This window comes from Kribbella sp. NPDC049227 (genome assembly GCF_043197265.1).
In the GTDB taxonomy this organism is placed as follows: Bacteria; Actinomycetota; Actinomycetes; order Propionibacteriales; family Kribbellaceae; genus Kribbella.
This window is the reverse complement of sequence record NZ_JBICST010000005.1, coordinates 17724-38772: the sequence shown is the minus strand read 5'-3', so window position 1 is coordinate 38772 and position 21049 is coordinate 17724. Positions and strand designations below refer to the sequence as shown.

Below are 21049 nucleotides of genomic sequence, written 5' to 3'. Positions count from 1 at the left end.
CATTCCCCCGGTAGTGCACACGCCGGATCGCCGAGTGACCCCGAGTTGGGCTGTGATCATGGTGCACTGCGGGTGTCTACGACAACTCCGGAGCCAAGCTTCTGGAGATCACACGTCGGTGTGCGGCCGATGGTTCAGCGGGGACGGGAGGTGGATGGTGGCCAAGCAGCCGGCCGGCGACATCACGCTGCACGAGGGTACGGCGACGGAGCCGCTGCGACCGTGGCTGCCCGCGGACCTGCTCGACAACGCGGCCCGGACCATCTCCGACAACAAGACGATCATGCTGGGCCTCCCGGTCCTCGCGGCGATCGCGCTGATCGCGATCCAGGCCGTGCTGACGGAGGTCGCCGTACCTGGGGGTCTGGGTGGGTTCTTCGGGTCCGACGACCCGTTCCAGCAGGCCGGTGCGGCGTTGCTGCTCACGTACGGCGTCCAGCTCGTGTTGTTCACCGTGGTGTCGAGCATGATGGCCGGGATCATCGCCCTCGCTGCCGTGCGGAGCCAGCTCGCACACCGGGTCGGCCCGCGCGAGCTGCTGCGGCTGGTCCGGCCGTCACTGCCCGCTCTGGCAGCTGTCGGGCTGATCCAGTCGCTCTCGTTCGTCATCCTGATCGCCGGTTGGGGTCTGGCGGTCTTCGGGATCGGCACCGGCACGGACGCGGCAATCTCCTCCGATGTGGCCGGTGCGGTCGCCGTGGTGCTGATGCTGGTCGGCGCCGTTCTCGTGCTGATCTTCGGCATCCGCTTGGTGCTGGCCGGAACCGTCGTACTGATGGAGGGCCGGCACGCACCCGACATCGGCCTCCACATCCCTGCCAGGGTGGGGATCTGGGGTTCGCTGAAGCGTTCCTGGCGGCTGGTGAGGGGCAAGTTCTGGCGGGTGTTCGGCATCCTGTTGTTCGCCGGTCTGGTGGTCAACATCGTCGGGTACGCCTTGCAATTCGGGGTGACCACGCTGGTACTCACAGTCGGCTCCTGGGCCGACAGCAGCGACGGCACCGGCGCGACGGTGGCCGCTGTCGTGATCGGTGTGGCGGCAGGCGTCGCGACTGCGATGACGCTGATCGCCAGTCTGGCCTTCATGTCCGCCGTCCAGGCCGTGATCTATCTGGATCTGCGGGTCCGGCGGGAAGGCCTCGACCTGTGGATGCGTCCGGTCCTGCGGCCAGGAGGTACTCCGTGATCGCTGTGTTCCTCGCGGAACCGCCGGTGGACGTCGGCCGGGACCAGGCCGCCGCCGAGGCGGCCGAGGAGTTGTCGAAGTCGGCGTACCGGCAGTCCGGCGGTTCTCTGATCGAGAAGGCGCTCAACAAGGTCATGCAGTGGATCGGTGACATGCTGGACAGCCTCAGCGGTTCCTCCCCCAACGGCCACGCCGGTCTGGTCATGCTGATCGTCCTGCTCGCGCTCGTCGTCGTCGTGGTGCTGTGGCGGGCCGGCGTACTCCGGACCAGTCATCGGGAGAAGCAGACTGTCTTCGACACCTCCAGACCGCGCACAGCGGCCGAGTACCGCGCTCAGGCGGAGCGGGAGGCGGCGTCCGGGGACTACGCGCACGCGATCCGCAGCCGCTTCCGTGCCTGCGTGGCAGAGCTGACCGAGCGCACGATCCTGGACGATCGCGCCGGGCGGACGGCGTACGAGGTGGTCGCCGACGCCGGACGCGCCACACCGGCGTTGCGGGAGCCACTGCAGCCGGCCGCGCTCGCGTTCACCGAGGTTGTCTACGGCAACCGTCCGGGCACGCCGGAGCGGTACGCCGCAGTCGTTGCAGCCGACGACGCGGCGCGGACTGCTCGGGTCATGGTGAGTGGATGAGTACTGCGGTTGGGCGGAGTGCTGGGGAGAGTTGGCGGGCGCTGCGGACGCCGCTGCTCGTGACCGGGTTGATCGTGCTGGCGGCGATCGTCGTACTGATCGCCACGACCGCACGGACCTCGGGTCCGTTCAGTCCGGACTCGACCGAGCCGGAGGGAGCGCGGGCGCTGGCGACGCTGCTGGGCAACCACGGGGTGAAGGTGACCGGCACCGACGTACTGGACGACGCTGTCCAGCCGGGCAGCGGCAAGACGCTGCTCATCGGCCCTGAAGGCCAGCTCGACCGCGACGACTGGCAGCGGATCGCCGACGCCGGCTGGAGCCATGTGATCCTGATCCGTCCCGGCACCAAAGCGCTGGACGTCCTGGCCCCGGGTGTGGAGGACAACGGACAGATCCTGTCCTCGGACAGCCGCCAGCCGAACTGCGACCTGCCGGCCGCGGTGAAGGCCGGCACGGTGACGGTCGGCGGCTCGACGTACTCCGCACCGGACGGCGCTCAGGCGTGCTACGGCGACGGCATCAACAACACCGTGATCCGGGTGGAGTCGAACGGCCGGATCGTCGACGTCGTGGGCACGACCCGCACGTTCACCAACGAGCAGCTCGCAGAAGACGGCAACGCGGCCCTGGCGCTCAACCTCATCGGCACCGACCGGGAGCTGACCTGGTACCTGCCGCAGTGGGAGTCCAGCGGCTTCGGCGACGACAACGAGGACAGCCCTCCACTGGTCCCTCCGGACATCCGCTACATCGGGTGGGCGTTGGCGTTCGCCGTACTCGTGGTTGCCTTGTGGCGGGGTCGTCGGCTCGGCCCGGTGGTCGCGGAGCGGCTGCCCGTCATCGTGCACGCTGCCGAGACCACAGAGGGCCGGGCGCGGCTGTATCGACGCTCACGCGCCAGGGACCGCGCTGCGGCCGCACTGCGCGAGTCGGCGCTCGGCAAGCTCCACAAGGCGCACGGCATCCCCCGGCGCGCCGATCCGTCGGCCGTCGTGGCGACAGTGGCGGCCCGCACCGGCCGGGACCCGGCCATGCTGTACGAACTCCTCTACGGCCTCCCACCGCTCAGCGACGCCGCTCTGATGTCCTTGTCCCATGAACTCGACGTACTGACGCAGGAGGTACGACACCCGTGACGACTACCGAGGTCAGCGCCGACCAGGCCAGGCGGGCGCTGGTCGCGCTGCGGACCGAGATCGGCAAGGCGGTGGTCGGCCAGGACACCGCTGTGACCGCACTGGTACTCGCCCTGCTCTGCCGCGGCCACGTGCTGCTGGAGGGCGTGCCCGGTACGGCGAAGACGCTGATGGTGCGCGCCCTGTCGATGGCGATGCGGCTGGACACCAAGCGGGTGCAGTTCACGCCGGACCTGATGCCCGGTGACGTGACCGGATCGCTGGTGTACGACGCGAAGAGCAGCGAGTTCGAGTTCCGGCCGGGTCCGGTGTTCACCAACATCATGCTGGCCGACGAGATCAACCGGACTCCACCGAAGACCCAGGCGGCGTTGCTGGAGGCAATGGAGGAGCGGCAGGTCACCGTCGACGGCGTACCGCGGATGCTGCCGGTGCCGTTCGTCGTCGCCGCGACGCAGAACCCGATCGAGTACGAGGGCACGTACCCGTTGCCCGAGGCCCAGTTGGACCGGTTCCTGCTGAAGGTCACGCTCGACATCCCGCCGCGGGACGCGGAGATCGCCGTACTCGCCCGGCACGCGCAAGGCTTCGACCCGCGTGACCTGGCTGCCGCCGGTCTGCGTCCGGTGGCCGGGCCGGAGGACCTCGCCGCCGGGCAGGCCGCCGTACGCCGGGTCGCGGTCCGGGAGGACGTGCTCGCGTACGTCGTGGATCTGTGCCGGGCGACGCGGCAGTCGCCGTCACTGCAGCTCGGGGTGTCGCCGCGAGGCGCTACCGCCCTGCTGGCCGTGTCCAGGGCGTGGGCGTGGCTGTCCGGTCGGGACTACGTGATTCCGGACGATGTGAAGGCGATGGCACGTCCTTGCCTTCGGCATCGGGTCCAGGTGCGCCCGGAGGCCGAGCTCGAAGGTGTCAGCGCGGACGCGGTGCTGGAGAGCGTCCTGGCGACCGTGCCGGTCCCCCGATAGCCCATGGTGCTCACCTACAGGGCGGCGCTGCTGGCCGCGGCCGGAGTCCTCTTCGTCGCTCTGGCGATGCCGAGCTGGGGTGGCGTCGGCCTGGTGATCCTGGTCGTTGTCCTGGTGTGCGTGGTGGACATGCTGCTGGCCGGTTCGCCTCGGCGACTCCAGCTGAGTCGCGAGGGCGACACCGCCGTACGACTGGGTGAGCACGCCGCGGTGAACCTGCTGGTGGCCAACCCCGGCCGCCGGGTTCGTGGTCTGCTGCGTGATGCGTGGCCGCCGTCTGCCGGCGTACTGGACCCGCCACACAAGTTGAACCTGCCGCAGGGCGAGCGCCGGCGGCTGACGACCAATCTGCTGCCGACGCGGCGCGGGGACCGGCAGGCAGATCGGGTGACGATCAGATCGATCGGTCCGCTGGGTTTCGCCGGTCGGCAGGGGTCGCACCGGGTGCCGTGGACGGTGCGCGCGTTGCCGCCGTTCAAGAGTCGCAAGCACCTGCCGTCGCGGCTGGCCCGGTTGCGGGAGCTGGACGGGCGGACCGCGTTGCTGGTGCGGGGTCAGGGCACCGAGTTCGACTCGCTGCGGGACTATGTGCCGGGGGACGACGTACGCAGCATCGACTGGCGTGCCACGGCCCGCCGCGGCAACGTCGTACTGCGGACCTGGCGGCCGGAGCGCGATCGCCAGGTCGCCATCGTGATCGACTCCGGCCGGATGTCGGCCGGACGGGTCGGCGACGCACCCCGGCTCGACCACGCGATGGACGCCGCCCTCCTGCTGGCCGCGCTCGCGACCCGGGCCGGAGACCGGGTTTCCTTACTGGCTTGCGATTCCGCGGTCCGGGCCGACGTACGACGTCCTGCGCCGGAGGACGTGCTGCCGTCGTTCGTGAACGCGTTGGCGAACGTCGAGGCCGAGCTCGTCCAGACCGACTTCCGCGTCGTCGTCTCGCAGGTGCTCGAACGGCTCGGCCAGCGTTCGCTCGTCGTACTGCTGACCGGCCTGGACCCGGCGGTGATCGAGGAGTCCCTCCTCCCGGTGATCGGCCCACTGCTCCGCCGCCACGTCATCGTCCTGGCGTCGGTCGCCGACCCGCGTCTCACCGAGCTCGAGTCCACCCGCTCCGACCTGCTCGAGGTCTACGGCGCCGCCTCCGCCGCCCGCACCCGCCTCGACCGCGAACGCGTCACCGCCGTCCTCACCCGAGCCGGCGTCACAGTCCTCGACGAAAACCCCGAAACCATAGCCCCCGCCCTAGCCGACACCTACCTCGCCCTGAAGAAGGCCGGCCGCCTGTAATACCCCACCCGTCGAGGTACGTCACCGCTGGGTTGGGCGGGCTTGGGTGAAGGTCCAGTGGTGGCCTTCGAGGTCTTCGGCCTTGTAGGAGCGGTAGCCGTGCTGGTCGATGTCGGACAGGATCTTGGCGCCGTTGGACTGGGCGTGGGCGAAGTGCGCGTCGAGGTCGTCGACGTACACCCAGACGTCGTGGTCGGCCGCCGGAGTGGCCTGGTCGGTGCGCTTGAAGAGGAGGACCGCGGCTGAGCCGACGTGCAGCTCGATCCAGGACGGGTGCTCGCCCTCGGCGGGGATCGTGTCCCAGGAGTCGAGGCCGAAGACCGTGTGCAGCCAACGGGCCGCGGCGGCCGGATCCTCGTAGTACAAGCCGATGGCGAGCCGGTCGAGCTCACGCGGGGTGTGCTGCGCGGTGTCGCGGCGGGCGACCCAGGCGGGAATCCAGCGGATCACGTTCGGCCAGAAATAGAAGGCCTTGTCGCCACCCTCGACCAGCGACTGTACGACGGTCACGCGAGTACCGCCGTCGATCGCGGCGAAGCTGACCCGTGTCTCGGTGTCGTCCACCGAACTGCGGTACGCGAGCAAGTCACCCGGCTCCCAGACCGAGATGATGCCGAGCTCGAGCGCGTCCTCCGGCTCGGTCCGGTAGACCTCCAGGATGCGGCCGCCGACGCCCGGCTCCAACCGCATCGCGATCACCCGGCCCGAATCCCAGAAGTTGATCGGACTCCGCAACCACCACAGATCGATCTCCTCGGTGAACACCCGGAACGCGGTCGCCGGATCAACGGCAACCTCAACCGAAGCCGTAGCCGACGGCTTCACAGACTCCTGCGTCACGATGACTCCTTCTGCTCGACGTGGCGTTTGAACGAGGTGAGTTGGTCCCGCCAGTGGGCTTGGACCTGGTCGAGCCAGGCCTGTACTGCGACGACGGGCTCCGGGTTGAGGCGGAAGATCCGGACGCGGGCGTCGTCGGGACCGCGTTCGTCGGCGACCAGCCCGGCCGCCAGGAGGATGCGCAGATGGCGGCTCATCGCCGGCGACGACGAGCCTGTCGCTGTGGCGAGTTGTCCGGCGCGCTGTGGTCCGTCGCCCAGCAGCCGAACCACTTGCCGCCGAGTCGGATCGGCCAGCACCTCGAAGAACCGATCGACCTGATCTTCCACCATGCGGCAATAGTTCTACTTCCGGTTAACTATTGTCAACAGGTGGAAGGGACTCCCGGCGGCTGTACCTAAGGACGGGTAGTACCGACGCAGACGTAGTGCACCTGAGCGCAGGTTGTGCTCCGTGTACGGCGTATCGGAGGTGCACTACCCGTCCTTATGCACATTCACCTGAGGGACGAGCCGGGGTTGATCAGGTGGTAGTGCGTCCTGGGGAGAGGTGGCAGGCGACTTGGGAGGTGTTGGCGGCGGGGAGGATCGGGAGGGGTGTGGTTTGGCAGGCGGGGGTGGCTTGGGGGGTGGCTGCTAGTTGGCAGCGGGGGTGGAAGCGGCAGCCGGTGGGGATTCGGGTGGGGTCGGGGGGTTCGCCGGTGAGGACGATGCGTTCCGGGGACTCGGGCAGGACCGACAAGAGGGCCTGCGTGTAGGGGTGCTGGGGATTGGTCAGGACGTCCTCGGTGGGGCCGGACTCGACGATGCGGCCGAGGTACATGACCGCGACCCGGTCCGCGATGTTCCAGGCGAGGCCCAGGTCATGGGTGACGACGAGCGCGGCCAAGCCCAGGTCGTCGCGGAGCCGTAGCAGCAGCGACAGGATCTCGCCCCGCACGGAGGCGTCCAGCGACGCGACCGGCTCGTCGGCGACCAGCACCTTGGGACTCAGCGCCAGCGCACCGGCGATCACCACGCGCTGCCGCTGACCGCCCGACAGTTCGTGCGGGTAGCGCAGGAAGAACCGTTCCGGCGGCCGCAGCCCCGCCCGCGACAACGCGTCCGCGACGACCTTCTCCTCGTCCGGCAACCCGTGGATCCGCGGCCCTTCGGCGACCGCCTCGTACACGGTCTGCCTCGGGTTGAGCGACCCCATCGGATCCTGCAACACCAACTGCACCTGCCGCCGGAACGCGCGCAGCCGGCGCCCCGTGTAGCTCAACGGCGTCCCGTCGTACGAGATCTGGCCGGACGTCGGAAGTTCAAGGCCGAGCAAGGTACGGGCGAGTGTCGTCTTGCCGCACCCGGATTCGCCCACCAGCGCGACGATCTCCCCCGGCGCCACCGCCAGGTTCACTCCGTCCACCGCCCGGGCCCGGCGCCCACCACGACCGGCGAACTCGACGTGAACATCAGTTGCCTCTAGCAAGATCACTCCCCACGAGCAGGCAGGCGGCCGTCCGGCCGCGACCGGCCGGACGCAGGTCGACGGCAGCCGTCGAGCAGTCGTCCAGAGCCACCGGGCACCGCGGATGGAACGCACACCCGCCAGGCAGGTGCTGCGGATCCGGCGGATCGCCGGCCAGCCCGCGTGGCGCGAGCCGCGACGCCGGATCACCAACCGTCGGGAACGCGGCCGCCAGCGCCTGGCTGTACGGGTGCCGGAAGTCCCCCGACGACGGACCCGCCTCGACCAGCCGGCCGGCGTACATGATCGCCAGGCGGTCGCACACGTCAGCCAGCACGGACAGGTCATGCGAGATCATCAGCAGCGAGATGTCATGCTCGGCGATCAACTTCCGGATCAACGTCAGCACCTGCGCCTGCACCATCAGATCCAGCGCGGTGGTCGGTTCGTCGGCGATGATCAGCCGCGGCGAACAGGCCAGCGCCATCGCGATCATCACTCGTTGCCGTTGGCCACCACTGAGTTCATGCGGATAGCTCTTCGACCGCCACGTCGGCAGCCCGACCTGTTCGAGCAGCTCCCGCACCTTCGACGAGGCCTCCGACGGTGTCGCCAGCCTGTGCACAAGCAACGGCTCGGCGATCTGGTCACCGATCCGCTGCACCGGATTCAGCCCGTGCTGCGCACCCTGGAACACGATCGACGCCTCCGACCAGCGGACCGCGCGCAGCCGGCCCCACTTCATCGCCAGGACGTCCTCGCCGTCCAGCAGGATCCGCCCGTCGACCCGCGCCGACCGCGGCAGCAACCGCAGCAACGCCATCGCCACCGACGACTTGCCGGACCCCGACTCACCGGCCAGCCCGACAGCCTCCCCCGCCTCCAACGACAACGACACTCCGCGTACGGCGGGAACGTCGCCGGCGGCAATGCGATACGTGACGGACACCTCGTCCAACTCGAGAAGACTCATCACGCCGCCCTCGTCCGCAGCCGGGGATTGAGCACGGACTCCAAAGCCCTTCCACACAAGGTGAATGCCATCACCACGAGCACGATGCACAGACCGGGTAACAGGATGTACCACCACGCTCCCGCAGTGGCCGCACCCCAGTCGTAAGAACCGCGCAACATCGTCCCCCACGAGGTCTTGTTCGCACTGACACCGAGGAACGCCAGCGTGGACTCGGTCACGATCGCGCTCGCCACCTCCAGCGTCGTACTTGCCAGCAGCAACGGTGCGACGTTCGGCAGCACGTGCCGGGTGGTGATGTGCCAGTGCCCGGCACCGAGAGCGAGCGACCGTTCGATGTACGGCCGCGCCTCGACCGCCAGCGTCTGCGCCCGGATCAGCCGGGCCGTCGAAGGCCACGACGTCACGCCGATCGCGACGATGATGGTCGCCGTACTGCCGCCGAGGATCGCGGCCAGCACCAGCGCGGTGACCAGCGACGGCAGCACCAGGAACCAGTCGGTGATGCGCAGGATGATCGCGCCGACCCAGCCCCGGAAGTGCCCGGCCGCGATACCGAACACGGTCCCGATCACCATGCTGAGCAGCGCGGCCAGGAACCCGATCAGCAACGAGGTCCGCGATCCCCACCAGATCATCAGCAGCACGGACCGCCCGGACTCGTCGGTCCCGAGCGGGTCGTCGAGACTCGGCGGCGCCAGCTTCTCCCGGGTCCCACTGACCACGTTCGTCACCCCGGCGTCGATGAACAGCGGCGCGATCAGCGCGAGCACCACGGCGACCAAGAGGATGGCAAGCCCCACCATCCCGGCCTTGTGCGTGCGGAACTCCGACAAGAACCGCTGCAACGCCCGCTGTCGCCGCGCCCACGTCACGCTGCTCATGCCGACCTCACCCTCGGGTCAAGGACGTGGTAGACGACGTCCGCCAGCGTGTTCATCACGATCACCGACACCGTGATCAGCAGGAACGTGCCCTGCATGAGCGTGAAGTCCGGCACCCGGATCGCGTCGTAGAACAACTGCCCGAGCCCCGGCCAGCTGAAGATCGCCTCGACCGTCACCGCACCCCCGACCACGAACCCGATCCGCATGAACACCAGCGTCACCGTCGGCAGCAACGCATTCGGTACGGCGTGCCTTCGCCGGATGTCGTCGTCACGCAACCCCTTGGCGCGCGCCGTGGTGATGTAGTCCTGCCCGACCTCGTCCAGCACCGACGACCGCATCACCAGCAGGTACTGCGCATACACGACCGCGACCATGGTCAGGCAGGGCAACACCATGTGCTGCGCGACGTCGAGCACGTACCCGAATCCGTCCGGCGCGTCCACGCTGGAGATACCGCGGGTCGGGAAGACGCCCGGGATCGGTCCGATGCCGGCCGCGAACACCATCAGCAGCAGGAGTCCGAGCCAGAACGTCGGCACCGACCACAGCACCAGCGAGATCGCGGTGGAGAACTTGTCGAACCGGCTGCCCGGTTTCCAACCGGCTCGAGCGCCTTGCCAGATCCCGAGGCTGACCGCCATCACCAGCGCCGTCCCCGTGAGCAGCAGCGTCGAGCCGATCCGCTCTCCGATCAGATCGATCACCGGCCGCTTGTATTCGTAGGAGGTCCCGAGGTCGAACTGCAGCGTCTGCTTGACGAAATGCACGAACTGCTCGGGGATCGACTTGTCCAGACCGAGCCGGGTCCGTTCCAGATCGAGTTGCTCCGGTGTCATGTTGCGGCCCTGGGCGAGTGCCCGCACCGGATCGCCGGGCAGCAGCCGGAACAGGAAGAACGTCGCGACGATCACCATCGCGATGCTGAGCAGGGCCCCGCCCGCCTTGGCCGCCGCGTAGCGCAGCAGACCGGAGCGGGCCGGGCTCTCCTCCAGAGCCTCGACGGCCGGCTGGGTGACCGTCATTCGCGCTCGTCGGCGACGTCCTGGCGGCGGCGCATCATCACGAAGGCGCCCAGGGCAACCACCACGGCACCACCCGCGACGCCTCCGATGATGCCGGCCAGCTCCCCGCCGCCGATGCCGTCTTCACCACCGTCGGCCGTGACCGTGTCGACCGTGTAGAACGGCCAGTAGCCGCTGCCGCCGTACAGCAGGCCGTTGTCCTCCGGGATCGGCGTGATGCTGGCGATCCGGTCCTTGCGGTAGCCCTCGAGGTCGTTCGGGTAGTAGAGCGCGATCACCGGAGCATCGGTGTAGAGCCGCTCCTCCATCTTCTTGATGATCGCGGCACGCTTCGGCCGGTCGAGCTCCTTCTGCTGCTGCAGGTACAGGTCCTCGTACTGCGGGTCGCAGTAGAACGACTCGGTCCCGCCGCCCTGGCCGGACGCGGTCGGACGCCGGCTGCACAGGTGCGTGCCGAGGACCTCCTCCGGGTCCGGGTTGACCGACCAGCCGCTGATCGCGATGTCGAACAGCGCGGTGACGCCGGTCTCCTCGGTGAACTTGGTGGAGTCGAGCCGCTTGGTGCTCAGGCCGATGCCGATCTCCTTGAACCAGCCGGTCAGGTACTCGGCCAGCTTGTCCTCGATCGGTGTGTCGGTGTGGATGCTGAACCGGAACTGCAGCTTGCGCGACCCGTCCGGCATCGTCCGGATGCCGTCCGGCCCCTTCGTGTAGCCCGCGTCGTCGAGGATCTTGTTGGCCTTGGCAACGTCGTACGTCACCTTCTCGCCGCCACTGGCCTCCCAGAAGAAGTCCTTGTACAGCGGCGGGATGATCGAGCCGTCGGCCGGCTTGGCCAGCCCGTTCTGCACCTCGTCGACCAGCTTCTGCTTGTCGATCGCGTAGTGCAACGCGGTCCGCACCCGCACGTCCTTCAGTGCCGGGTGCCCGTCACCGATCGGCTTGTCGTCGGTGGTGGTCGCGCCGTGGTTGATCTGCAGGTACGACGCCCGCCGGCCCTGGGTGTTCCACTGGACGATGTTGCCGTCGCCCTCGAGCGCCTCGAAGTCCGGCGGGTTCAGCCGGCCGATCAGGTCGATGTCGCCCTTCTTCAGACCGACGATCGCGGCGGCCGGGTTGTCGTAGAAGATCACCTGCAGTTCGTCGATCTTCGGCCGGCCGCGCCAGTAGTCCGGGTTCGCCTCGAGCCGGACGAACTGGTCCTTCTTGTACTCCACCGCCTTGTACGGGCCACTGCCGACGGTCGGGAACTCGTCGGCCTCGTACTTCGAGATGTCCTTGACCTTCTCCCAGATGTGCTTGGGCATGATCGGGACCGGGTTGTCCAGCATCGACGCCTGCGGGGTCTTGAGCTTGATCGTCAGTTCCTGGCCGTTCGCTGTCACGCTCGCGAAGTTGGCCACCGCCGGACCGTTGCCGAACTTGGCGGCGTCGTCGGTGATCATCTTGTTGAACGTCCAGGCCGCGTCGTCGGCGGTGATCGGCTGCCCGTCGGACCACTTCGCCTGCCGGATCGTGAAGGTCCAGGTCAGCCCGTCCGGCGACGTCTTCCAGGACTCGGCCAGGTCCGGGCTGGGCTGCAGCGTCTTCGAGTCCGGCACGGTCAGGAAGCCGTACATCAACCGCTGGATGGCCCCGGTCACCAGCCGCACGGCCAGGAACGGGTTCATCGAGTCGACCGACTGGGTGACCCCGACCTTCACGACCTTCTTCGCCGGCTCGGCGGCCTGCGCCGTACCGGGAGACACCACCAGCAGACCCAGCGCCGCGATCGCCGCGAACAGCTTCCTCATCCGCCCCACCTTCCACCCTGCGTGTTGGTTTGGTGACGAAACCACACCAGCAAGCGCTCTCCTGTCAACGAGATGCGGAATTTTGTCACAGATCTGTTTCCAGAAGTCGTAATCATTTTCCACTTGACTACACGCTCGTGTAGGAGTTTGCTCTTGTGTGTAGCGAGAGAGGAGCACCATGGACCGTCGGATCGACGACCTGACCGCGCGAGCCCGGATCCGGGACGCGGCCATCCGCCTGTTCGGCGAGCGCGGCATCGAGGGCGCGAGCATCCGCGACATCGCGGCGGAGGCCGGCGTCTCGTCGGGGCTGGTGCGGCATCACTTCGGGTCGAAGGAGGCGCTGCGCGACGCCTGCGACCAGTACGCGAAGGAACGGATGATGGAGGTCGGCGAGGAGCTCACCGATGCGGGTGGAGTCGCCGCCCTCGACCCGGCGACGCTGCATCCCCGGGTGTTCCCGCTGCAGCTGTACCTGGTCCGCTCGATGATGGACGGCTCGGAGACCGCGGCCGCGCTGTTCCTCGGCGCCGTCGACAGCATCGAGGAGTGGTCCACCGCCTACGGGATCCATCCCACCGACCGCCGGGCCTACGCGGCGGCGATGGCCGCGATCAAGCTGAGCGTCTTCGTCTTCCGCGACCAGGTCTCGAAGGCGCTGGGCGAGGACATCACCACACCGGCCGGGTACGCCCGGATCGGCCAGGGGCTGATGGAGGTCTTCACCATCCCCCTGATCACCGAAGAACAAGCCGAACAACTACGGAAGAAATCTGAGGAGAACTGATCATGCCGGCTGCGATCAGCACCGAAGGTCTGGTCAAGACCTTCGGGCGAGCCCGCGCCCTGGACGGCCTCGACCTCACGGTGCGAACCGGTGAGGTGCACGGCTTCCTCGGCCCCAACGGCGCGGGGAAGACCACCACGATCCGGATCCTGCTCGGGATGACCCGGGCAAGCTCCGGCACCGCACGGCTGCTGGACAGCGATCCGTGGTCGGACGCCACCGAGCTGCACAAGCGGCTCGCCTATGTCCCGGGCGATGTGACGCTGTGGCCGAACCTGTCCGGCGGCGAAGCGATCGACCTGCTCGGCCGGATGCGCGGCGGGCTGGACAAGAAGCGCAAGGCAGAGCTGCTCGAGCGGTTCGACCTCGACCCGCGCAAGAAGGCCCGCACCTATTCGAAGGGCAATCGGCAGAAGGTCGCACTGGTCGCGGCGCTGGCCTCCGACGTCGAACTGCTGCTGCTCGACGAGCCCACCTCGGGCTTGGACCCGTTGATGGAGGAGGTGTTCCGCGAAGTCGTCCAGGAGGTCAGTGACCGAGACGGCCGGACGGTCCTGCTGTCCAGCCACATCCTCTCCGAGGTCGAGGCCCTCTGCGACCGGGTCACGATCATTCGGGCCGGCCGCGCCGTCGAGAGCGGCACCCTGTCCGAGCTGCGGCACCTGACCCGGACCTCGATCCGGGCCGAGCTGGTAGGCGCGATGAACGGACTCGCCCAGCTCGACGGCATCCACGACCTGCGCGTCGAGGACGGCCTGGTCCGGTTCGACGTCGACACCGACGAGATCAACCCGGTACTGCGCCGGCTCACGGAGATCGGCGTACGGAGTCTGGTCAGTCAGCCGCCGTCGCTGGAGGAGCTGTTCCTGCGGCTGTACGAACCGGAGGCGGCGAAGTGAAGACCCTCGCCGGCACCGGCGGTCTGATCCGGCTGATCCTGCGCCGGGACCGGATCATCCTGCCGATCTGGATCGTGGTGCTGTGTGCGATCCCGATGAGCTACGTCAAGCAGTACGGCGAACTGTTCCCGACCGCGCAGTCGCGCCTCGACTACGCGAACAACGCCGGCTTCATCACCTTGTACGGCGAGCTGTCCGGGACGAGTCTCGGTGAGTTCGTCACCTGGCGACTGGGCTTCGTGCCGGTGATGGTCGGGCTGATCAGCCTGCTCACGGTGATCCGGCACACCCGCGTCGAAGAGGAGAGCGGCCGCAGCGAGTTGCTCGGCTCGAGTGTGATCGGCCGGCACGCTGGACTCGCGGCCGCCCTGCTGGCGACGTTCGGTGCGAACCTGGTCCTCGCCGTACTGCTTGCCCTGGGCATGCACAGCCAGGACCTGCCGTGGTCCGGATCCGTTGCCATCGGCGCCGAATTCGCCACCACCGGCTGGTTCTTCGCGGCGGTCGGTGCGGTCGCCGCGCAGCTGTCCGCCAACGCCGGAACGTCCAGGGGTATCGCGATCAGCGTGCTCGGGGCGGCGTACGTACTGCGGGCCGCGGGCGACACGAGCGCGCACACGGACGGGCCCTTGGCGTGGCTGTCCTGGTTGTCGCCGATCGCCTGGGCGCAACGCATCCACCCGTACGGCGAGAATCGCTGGTGGCTGGCCGTGGTGATGCTCGCGGCAACCGCCATACTCGTTGCCGTCGCCATCAATCTCGCCGTACGGCGGGACGTCGGGGCCGGGCTGCTGCCGGCCCGATTGGGACCGGCCGAGGGCAAACTGGGATCGCCGTTGGGACTGGCGTGGCGGTTGCATCGCGGACTGCTGGCGGCGTGGACGATCGGATTCGCCTTGCTGGGCTTGCTGTTCGGCGGTGTGGCCGAAGGGGTCGGCGACATCCTGCGCGACGAACCGAAGGCCAAGGAGATGTTCGAGCGGCTCGGTGGTTCGGCCGGGTTGATCGACTCGTTCTTCGCCGGGGTGATGACGATCCTCGGGCTGATCGCGTCCGCGTACGCCGTCCAGGCGACGCTGCGGTTGCGGGCGGAGGAGACGAGTGGACGGGTCGAGCCTGTGCTCGCCACCGCGACCGGTCGGCTGCGGTGGGCCGCGAGTCACCTGCTCTTCGGGGTGCTCGGTCCGGCGCTGGCGCTGTTCGCCTCCGGGCTCACCGCGGGGCTCGCGTATGGGCTGGCCGTTGACGAGGTCGGGAAGCAGATTCCCCGGCTGATCGGTGCGTCCCTGGGTCAACTGCCGGCCGTGTGGTTGCTGGCTGCGATCGCCCTCGCGATCTTCGGCCTCTTCCCGCGCATCTCCCCGGCGGCGTGGGCCGGTCCCGGTATCTGCATCCTGATCGGCTTCACCAACGCCGGCGTCCAACTCGCCGACTGGCTGAACGACATCTCTCCGTTCACCCACCTCCCCCGCCTCCCCGGCGGTTCGCTCTCCGCAACCCCACTGATCGTCCTGCTGGCGATCACGGTCGTCGTCGGCTTCATCGGCCTACTCGGCTGGAGACGACGCGACGTCCCGATCGGCTAGCGGTCGAGGAACCGGGTACTGGTTCCGACGTGTCCAGCATGAGAACGAACCAGAGAGACATCGACGAGGAAACGGCGCTCCCGGAGGTCGTCGATCGAGAGACGTTCCAGAAGGACCTGGAGCAGTTGCGGGTTCGCGAGAAGGCGCACACGCGGGAGGGTGACGCGATCGCGGCCGCCCGGCGACGGCTGCCGATGGTCGAGGTCGACCCGGGGATCACGGTGACCGGTCCGGACGGACCGGTCACCCTGCTCGACGCCTTCGAGGGGCGCAAGCAGCTGATCGCCTACTACTTCATGTGGCACCCCGGTCACCCGGCCGCCGAGCAGTGTCAGGGCTGCACCTGGTGCACCACCCAGGTCGCCGAGCTGGCCTACCTCCACTCGCGCGACATCACGTACGCCGTCTTCGCCCAGGGTCCGTACGACGAGAGCCGCCGGTACCACGACTTCATGGATTGGACGATGCCGTGGTACTCGGCGGTGGGATCGCTCGATCGGCTGCTGGTCGGGCGGAACATCGGGCAGATGTACCTGGTCTGCTACGTCCGGCAGGGCGATCGCGTCTTCGAGACGTACTGGACGACCCTGCGTGGTGTCGAGGCGATGGACTACAGCTACGCCCTGATGGACCTCACCGTGTACGGGCGGCAGGAGCCGTACGAGGATTCGCCCGCGGGCTGGCCTCAGCAGTGGGCCACCGAGGAGCCCAAGCTGCCGAAGACGATCAACGGGCGGCCGATCGCGCAGTGGTCGCGGATCGGGGGCGGCCGTTCGGACGACCTGACCGGCGGGTGATCACTTGCGGGCGTTGCGGGACCAGATGAACGCGTAGAGGGCGAAGGCGGCCAGGCCGAGGGCGAGGATGGTCAGCAGGACCGGGCCGAACGGCTGATCCTTGACCGTGCGGAGAGCGGTGTCGAGGCCGCCGGCCTTCTGCGGGTCGTAGTCGATCGCGGCCCAGGCGAACAGGATGCCGACGATCACGAACGCGATGCCCTTGGCGGCGTACCCGATCCGGCCGAGCAGGATGGTGGTGTCGGAGACTCCGCCGACCAGGTCCTCGGTGAACTTCTTCGTCACCGCCTTGTACAGCTGGTGTACGCCGACGGCCACGATGCCGATGCCGATCGCGATGATCAGTACCCGGCCGGCGTCGTTCCCCATCATCCGGGCGCTGAAGGTGCGCTGCTGACCGGAGCTGGAGCTGCCCGAGCCGAGCGCGACCTTGACTGCGCTCACGCCGAGGACCAGGTAGACGATCGCGCGCCCCACCGACGACACGGTCTGCGAGAGGTCCAGGTCGCCGTACGCGAGGTCGAGGGCACGCCAGATCACCAGCGCGAACAGGCCGATCGCGACGACCCACAGCAGTACGCCGCCGAGCGGTTTGCTGGCGAGTTCCTGGAGTGCGCCCTGCTGGGAGGCCTCCTCCGACGACTTGCCCCAGGCGAGTTGCAGCGCGATCCACGCGATCAGCAGGTACACGACGCCGTAGGCGATCAACCCGACGGTGATCGCGACGCCGTACCACTGGCTCGTCCTGACTTCTTCGGCGGTCTTCACGCCCACCCCGGTGCCCAAGGGCCAAACGGGTCAGGCGGAGACGGGCGCGGTCGCTTCGCGGTCGGCTTCGTCGATGTCGCCGTACTCGCCGGAGCGGGCGGCGCGGCGGCCGAGGGTCCACACGTACACGAAGAAGCCGAGCTCGGCCAGGATGCCGATCGTGATCCGGACCGGGCCCGGGAGGAACGGTGTGACGAACGCTTCGATCACCCCGGTGACCAGCAGGATCGCGGCCAGGCCGATGGCCATCCCAACGGTCGCGCGGCCGGTCTGGGCGAGTGCCTGCATCCGGGTCCGCGCGCCGGGCACGATCCAGCACCAGCCGAGCCGGAGACCGGCCGCGGTGGCGACGAAGACCGTGGTCAGCTCGAGCAGTCCGTGCGGCGTGATCAGGCTGAAGAACAGGCCGCCCCGGTCGTGGCTGATCATCAGCCCGGCGCTGACGCCGAGATTGAGCGCGTTGTCCCAGAGGATGAAGACGGACGGGATCAGGAAGATGCCGAGCGCGAGCACCGCGGCGCTGATGGTCGCGTTGTTGATCCAGACCCGCAGCGCGAAGTCCTGCGCCGGGTTCTCCGAGTAGTAGGACTCGAAGTCGTGGTCGACAAGTTGCTGGATCTGGTCCGGCGTACCGATGGAGTCGACCACCTCGGGGTGGGCGATGATCCGCCAGGCCGACCAGGCCACGACGACGTAGAAGATCAGGCCGATCGTGACCCACCAGCGTCTGGACGCGTACAGCGCGGCCGGGAAGCTGACCAGGAAGTACTTCGAGATGTCGCGCCAGACCGGTGCTTGCGCGCCGGTGACGGCACCCCGGGCGTCCGCGATCAGGCCGGACAGCCGTCCGATGGAGACCGGGTCGGCGCCGGCGGCCCGGAGCGCGGCCAGGTGCGTGCCGACGCGCTGGTACAGCGTGACCAGCTCCTCGGCCTCAGCACCGCTCAGACGCCGCTGACGGCGCGTGAGGTAGGCCAGCCGGTCCCACTGCGGCTGGTGCACCGAGACGAACGCCTCGACGTCCACAGCGCACCTCCTCCCCTGACTGGCTCCTTGCGCTGGCAGACTAGCTCGACACGGTGTCGGGACAGGGAGGGGGCGACGGAGTGTCTCAGCTGGTTACCGGGGAGGCGGTCGTCCTCCAGGTGCGGATCGCGCGGATGCCGACGCGGGCGCTGGCGTGTGCGATCGACGTACTCCTGCAGCTCATCGTGCTGAGCGTGCTGATCTCGCTGCTGGCCGGCTTCCTGATCGGTGGGGATGCGAGCGAGGCGCTCGCGGTGTCGCTGATCTTCATCGTCATCCTGCTGGTCGCGGTCGGCTACCGGGTGGTGATGGAGACGCTGACCCGCGGCCGCACGCTGGGCAAGATGGTGCTCGGGCTCAAGGTGGTCCGCGACGACGGCAGCTCGATCCGTTTCCGGCACGCGCTGGTCCGGACACTGTTCTGGTTCTTCGTCGACTTCGCGCCGTGGTTCGCGGCCTGCCCCGGGATCGTGGCGAGCCTGATGAACAAGCAGGGCAAGCGGATCGGGGACATGGTCTCCGGCACCGTGGTGATCCGCGAGCGGCACCAGCCGATGACGTCGCCGCCGCTGTTCGTGGCCGGCCATCTGGTGCAGTGGGCGCAGTCGCTGGAGCTGTCCAGGCTGTCCGACGAGCTCGCCAACACCGCCCGGGACTACCTCGGGCGCTTCACCGAACTACAGCCGGACGCCCGGATCGCATTGGGTGATGCGCTGGCCTATCGCGTCAGCCAAGTCACCGCACCCGCTCCACCCGTGCCGCTCATCGCTCCGGCGTACCTGTCCGCCGTACTGGCCGAACGTCGCCGCCGGGAGCTGAACCGCCTGGCAACCGCCCGCCCCGCCCACACCGGTCCCTTCGCGCCTTACGCCCCACCAAGCCCGTACGGCGTCCTGCCCCCGCCGGCACCGGCTCCTCCAGGCCCCTTCGCCGTACCCCGGCCGGTCCTGGACGCGCGTCCCGCGGCAGTCAACGCTCAAGGCTGGGCAGCGCCCGGCAGCAACGAGTGGTCCTAGCCAACGAAAAGGCGCCCCGCCGGGTGGCGGGGCGCCTTTCGTGGGGTGGGGGGATCAGTAGCGGTAGTGCTCGGCCTTGTACGGGCCCTCGACCGGAACACCCAGGTAGTTGGCCTGCTCCTTGGAGAGCTCGGTCAGCTTGACGCCGAGGGCGTCGAGGTGGAGGCGGGCGACCATCTCGTCGAGGTGCTTGGGCAGCACGTACACCTCGGTCGGGTAGTCGGCCGTCTTCACGAACAGCTCGATCTGGGCCAGCACCTGGTTGGTGAACGAGTTCGACATCACGAACGACGGGTGGCCGGTCGCGTTGCCGAGGTTCAGCAGACGGCCCTCGGACAAGATGATGATGGTGTGTCCGTCGGCGAAGCGGAACTCGTCGACCTGCGGCTTGATGTTGACCCGCTCGATGCCCGGGACCTTGTACAGGCCGGCCATGTCGATCTCGTTGTCGAAGTGGCCGATGTTGCCGACGATGGCCTGGTGCTTCATCGCGGCCATGTGGTCGGCGGTGATGACGTCCTTGTTGCCGGTCGTGGTGACGAAGATGTCGGCGATCCCGACCACGTCGTCCAGGGTGGTCACCTGGTAGCCGTCCATCGCCGCCTGCAGCGCGCAGATCGGGTCGATCTCGGTGACGATCACCCGGGCGCCCTGGCCACGCAGCGACTCCGCACAGCCCTTGCCGACGTCGCCGTACCCGCAGACGACCGCGACCTTGCCGCCGATCAGGACGTCGGTGGCGCGGTTGATGCCGTCGATCAGCGAGTGCCGGCAGCCGTACTTGTTGTCGAACTTCGACTTGGTCACCGAGTCGTTCACGTTGATCGCCGGGAACAGCAGCGCGCCGGCCTTGTGCATCTCGTACAGCCGGTGCACGCCGGTGGTGGTCTCCTCGGTGACACCCTTGATGCCCTGACCGACGGTGGTCCACAGCTGCGGGTTCTCGGTCAGCGTGCGGGTCAGCAGCTTGAGGACGACGGCGTACTCCTCGGAGTCCGCGGTCGACGGGTCCGGTACGGCGCCGGCCTTCTCGAACTCGGTGCCCTTGTGGACGAGCATGGTGGCGTCGCCGCCGTCGTCCAGGATCATGTTCGGGCCTTCTTCACCGGGCCACTTCAGGGCCTGCTCGGTGCACCACCAGTACTCCTCCAGCGTCTCGCCCTTCCAGGCGAACACCGGGACACCGGCGGGGGCGTCCGCCGAGCCGTTCGGCCCGACGACGACCGCGGCGGCCGCGTGGTCCTGGGTCGAGAAGATGTTGCAGGAGACCCAGCGCACCTCGGCGCCGAGCGCCGTCAGCGTCTCGATCAGCACCGCGGTCTGGATCGTCATGTGCAGCGAGCCCATGATCCGCGCGCCGGACAGCGGCTTGCTGTCGCCGTACTGGGCGCGCATCGCCATCAGGCCGGGCATCTCGTGCTCGGCCAGCCGGATCTCCTTGCGGCCGAACTCGGCCAGACCGAGGTCCGCCACCTTGTAATCGAACGTCATACCGTTCCCGCTCCCCTGAAGACTGTTGATTGCTTCCTGCGTGCCAGAGCCTAGAGCCCCGAACCCTACCGATTGATCGCCTGTGGCGCGTTTCTAACACCGAAATGTCAAGATTGTCCCCATGCGCATCACCGAGGCCGCCAAGCGACTGGGCACGACCCCCCGGATGCTCCGGTACCGGGAGGCCCTCGGCCTGCTTCCCCGCTCACGCTCCGGGCAGACCGCACAACGCCAGTACGACGACCGCGACCTCGCCGCCGTCCAACTCGCCCTGGACCTGGAACGCCGGTACGACGTGACGCCGGCGGCGCTGGCGTTCGCCCTCAGGGCCCTGGCCGAACCGTCCGTCGCGGCCGACATCCGCAACCTCGGCTACCGCACCGGACGGCTCACCACACCGCCGACCCAGTCCCAGATCGACCGCGACCGCGCGCTGCGCTGGCTCGGCCGCTCCGGCGTCCTCCCACCCCGCCCGCGCTGACGGGACG

Annotated in this window: 21 protein-coding genes; 11 read left to right on the top strand and 10 right to left on the bottom strand. The window is 68.5% G+C overall.

Going from position 1 to position 21049, the window contains the following annotated elements:
- Positions 1-154: 154 nt before the first annotated feature.
- From ACGFH6_RS22315 to ACGFH6_RS22295, 5 genes are read left to right on the top strand one after another with little or no spacing between them, the layout of a single operon-like run.
- Positions 155-1186: a hypothetical protein gene (locus ACGFH6_RS22315; RefSeq protein ID WP_393386847.1), complete on the top strand. Its 1032-nt coding sequence runs from the start codon at positions 155-157 to the stop codon at positions 1184-1186.
- Positions 1183-1821 (top strand): DUF4129 domain-containing protein, encoded by a 639-nt coding sequence (locus tag ACGFH6_RS22310; RefSeq protein ID WP_393386845.1) that lies wholly within the window; start codon positions 1183-1185, stop codon positions 1819-1821. The genes ACGFH6_RS22315 and ACGFH6_RS22310 overlap by 4 nt, the downstream gene beginning before the upstream one ends.
- Positions 1818-2960 carry a DUF4350 domain-containing protein gene (locus ACGFH6_RS22305; protein WP_393386842.1) on the top strand — a complete coding sequence of 381 codons (1143 nt, stop codon included), beginning with the start codon at positions 1818-1820 and terminating at the stop codon, positions 2958-2960. The genes ACGFH6_RS22310 and ACGFH6_RS22305 overlap by 4 nt, the downstream gene beginning before the upstream one ends.
- The gene (locus tag ACGFH6_RS22300) at positions 2957-3928 is read left to right on the top strand and encodes a MoxR family ATPase (protein WP_360438203.1); all 972 of its coding nucleotides are present in this window, start codon (positions 2957-2959) and stop codon (positions 3926-3928) included. Before ACGFH6_RS22305 ends, ACGFH6_RS22300 begins: the two co-directional genes overlap by 4 nt.
- A 3-nt stretch (positions 3929-3931) precedes the next feature.
- Positions 3932-5224 (top strand): DUF58 domain-containing protein, encoded by a 1293-nt coding sequence (locus tag ACGFH6_RS22295; protein WP_393386839.1) that lies wholly within the window; start codon positions 3932-3934, stop codon positions 5222-5224.
- Positions 5225-5245: 21 nt separating this feature from the next.
- Here ACGFH6_RS22295 and ACGFH6_RS22290 read toward each other — a convergent pair whose 3' ends face one another.
- From ACGFH6_RS22290 to ACGFH6_RS22260, 7 genes are all read right to left on the bottom strand, one after another.
- Positions 5246-6064 carry a VOC family protein gene (locus tag ACGFH6_RS22290; protein ID WP_393386836.1) on the bottom strand — a complete coding sequence of 273 codons (819 nt, stop codon included), beginning with the start codon at positions 6062-6064 and terminating at the stop codon, positions 5246-5248.
- The gene (locus ACGFH6_RS22285) at positions 6061-6396 is read right to left on the bottom strand and encodes an ArsR/SmtB family transcription factor (RefSeq protein WP_393386833.1); all 336 of its coding nucleotides are present in this window, start codon (positions 6394-6396) and stop codon (positions 6061-6063) included. The genes ACGFH6_RS22290 and ACGFH6_RS22285 overlap by 4 nt, the downstream gene beginning before the upstream one ends.
- A 190-nt stretch (positions 6397-6586) precedes the next feature.
- Positions 6587-7534 (bottom strand): ABC transporter ATP-binding protein, encoded by a 948-nt coding sequence (locus tag ACGFH6_RS22280; protein WP_393386830.1) that lies wholly within the window; start codon positions 7532-7534, stop codon positions 6587-6589.
- Positions 7518-8486 (bottom strand): ABC transporter ATP-binding protein, encoded by a 969-nt coding sequence (locus tag ACGFH6_RS22275; RefSeq protein ID WP_393386827.1) that lies wholly within the window; start codon positions 8484-8486, stop codon positions 7518-7520. Before ACGFH6_RS22275 ends, ACGFH6_RS22280 begins: the two co-directional genes overlap by 17 nt.
- Positions 8486-9370, bottom strand: coding sequence for an ABC transporter permease (locus tag ACGFH6_RS22270; protein WP_393386826.1), 885 nt, complete (start codon positions 9368-9370; stop codon positions 8486-8488). Before ACGFH6_RS22270 ends, ACGFH6_RS22275 begins: the two co-directional genes overlap by 1 nt.
- The gene (locus ACGFH6_RS22265) at positions 9367-10398 is read right to left on the bottom strand and encodes an ABC transporter permease (protein WP_393386823.1); all 1032 of its coding nucleotides are present in this window, start codon (positions 10396-10398) and stop codon (positions 9367-9369) included. The genes ACGFH6_RS22270 and ACGFH6_RS22265 overlap by 4 nt, the downstream gene beginning before the upstream one ends.
- A complete protein-coding gene (locus ACGFH6_RS22260) occupies positions 10395-12191 on the bottom strand; it encodes an ABC transporter substrate-binding protein (protein WP_393386821.1) in 1797 nt (598 codons plus the stop codon). Before ACGFH6_RS22260 ends, ACGFH6_RS22265 begins: the two co-directional genes overlap by 4 nt.
- A gap of 178 nt (positions 12192-12369) precedes the next feature.
- Between ACGFH6_RS22260 and ACGFH6_RS22255 the strand changes: the two genes are divergently transcribed.
- The 4 genes from ACGFH6_RS22255 to ACGFH6_RS22240 are packed head-to-tail and all read left to right on the top strand — an operon-like array spanning position 12370 to position 16260.
- A complete protein-coding gene (locus ACGFH6_RS22255) occupies positions 12370-12978 on the top strand; it encodes a TetR/AcrR family transcriptional regulator (protein ID WP_393386818.1) in 609 nt (202 codons plus the stop codon).
- Between the two features lie 2 nt (positions 12979-12980).
- On the top strand, positions 12981-13877 hold the full coding sequence (locus tag ACGFH6_RS22250; protein ID WP_393386815.1) for an ATP-binding cassette domain-containing protein: 897 nt from the start codon (positions 12981-12983) through the stop codon (positions 13875-13877).
- Positions 13874-15463 (top strand): ABC transporter permease, encoded by a 1590-nt coding sequence (locus ACGFH6_RS22245; RefSeq protein ID WP_393386813.1) that lies wholly within the window; start codon positions 13874-13876, stop codon positions 15461-15463. Before ACGFH6_RS22250 ends, ACGFH6_RS22245 begins: the two co-directional genes overlap by 4 nt.
- 38 nt (positions 15464-15501) lie before the next feature.
- Complete coding sequence (locus ACGFH6_RS22240) at positions 15502-16260, top strand: DUF899 family protein (protein ID WP_393386810.1); 759 nt, start codon at positions 15502-15504, stop codon at positions 16258-16260.
- Here ACGFH6_RS22240 and ACGFH6_RS22235 read toward each other — a convergent pair whose 3' ends face one another.
- Positions 16261-17028, bottom strand: a complete 768-nt coding sequence (locus ACGFH6_RS22235) for a DUF1206 domain-containing protein (protein WP_393386807.1) — start codon at positions 17026-17028, stop codon at positions 16261-16263.
- A gap of 30 nt (positions 17029-17058) precedes the next feature.
- A complete protein-coding gene (locus ACGFH6_RS22230; RefSeq protein ID WP_393386804.1) occupies positions 17059-18054 on the bottom strand; it encodes a stage II sporulation protein M in 996 nt (331 codons plus the stop codon).
- Positions 18055-18134: 80 nt separating this feature from the next.
- Between ACGFH6_RS22230 and ACGFH6_RS22225 the strand changes: the two genes are divergently transcribed.
- A complete protein-coding gene (locus tag ACGFH6_RS22225) occupies positions 18135-19070 on the top strand; it encodes an RDD family protein (protein ID WP_393386801.1) in 936 nt (311 codons plus the stop codon).
- 54 nt (positions 19071-19124) lie between these two features.
- On the opposite strand, the gene ahcY is transcribed toward ACGFH6_RS22225, so the two are convergent.
- Complete coding sequence (gene ahcY, locus ACGFH6_RS22220) at positions 19125-20561, bottom strand: adenosylhomocysteinase (RefSeq protein WP_393386798.1); 1437 nt, start codon at positions 20559-20561, stop codon at positions 19125-19127.
- 121 nt (positions 20562-20682) lie between these two features.
- On the opposite strand from ahcY, the gene ACGFH6_RS22215 reads away from it, so the two are divergent.
- On the top strand, positions 20683-21042 hold the full coding sequence (locus tag ACGFH6_RS22215) for a MerR family transcriptional regulator (RefSeq protein WP_393386794.1): 360 nt from the start codon (positions 20683-20685) through the stop codon (positions 21040-21042).
- Positions 21043-21049: the final 7 nt, after the last annotated feature.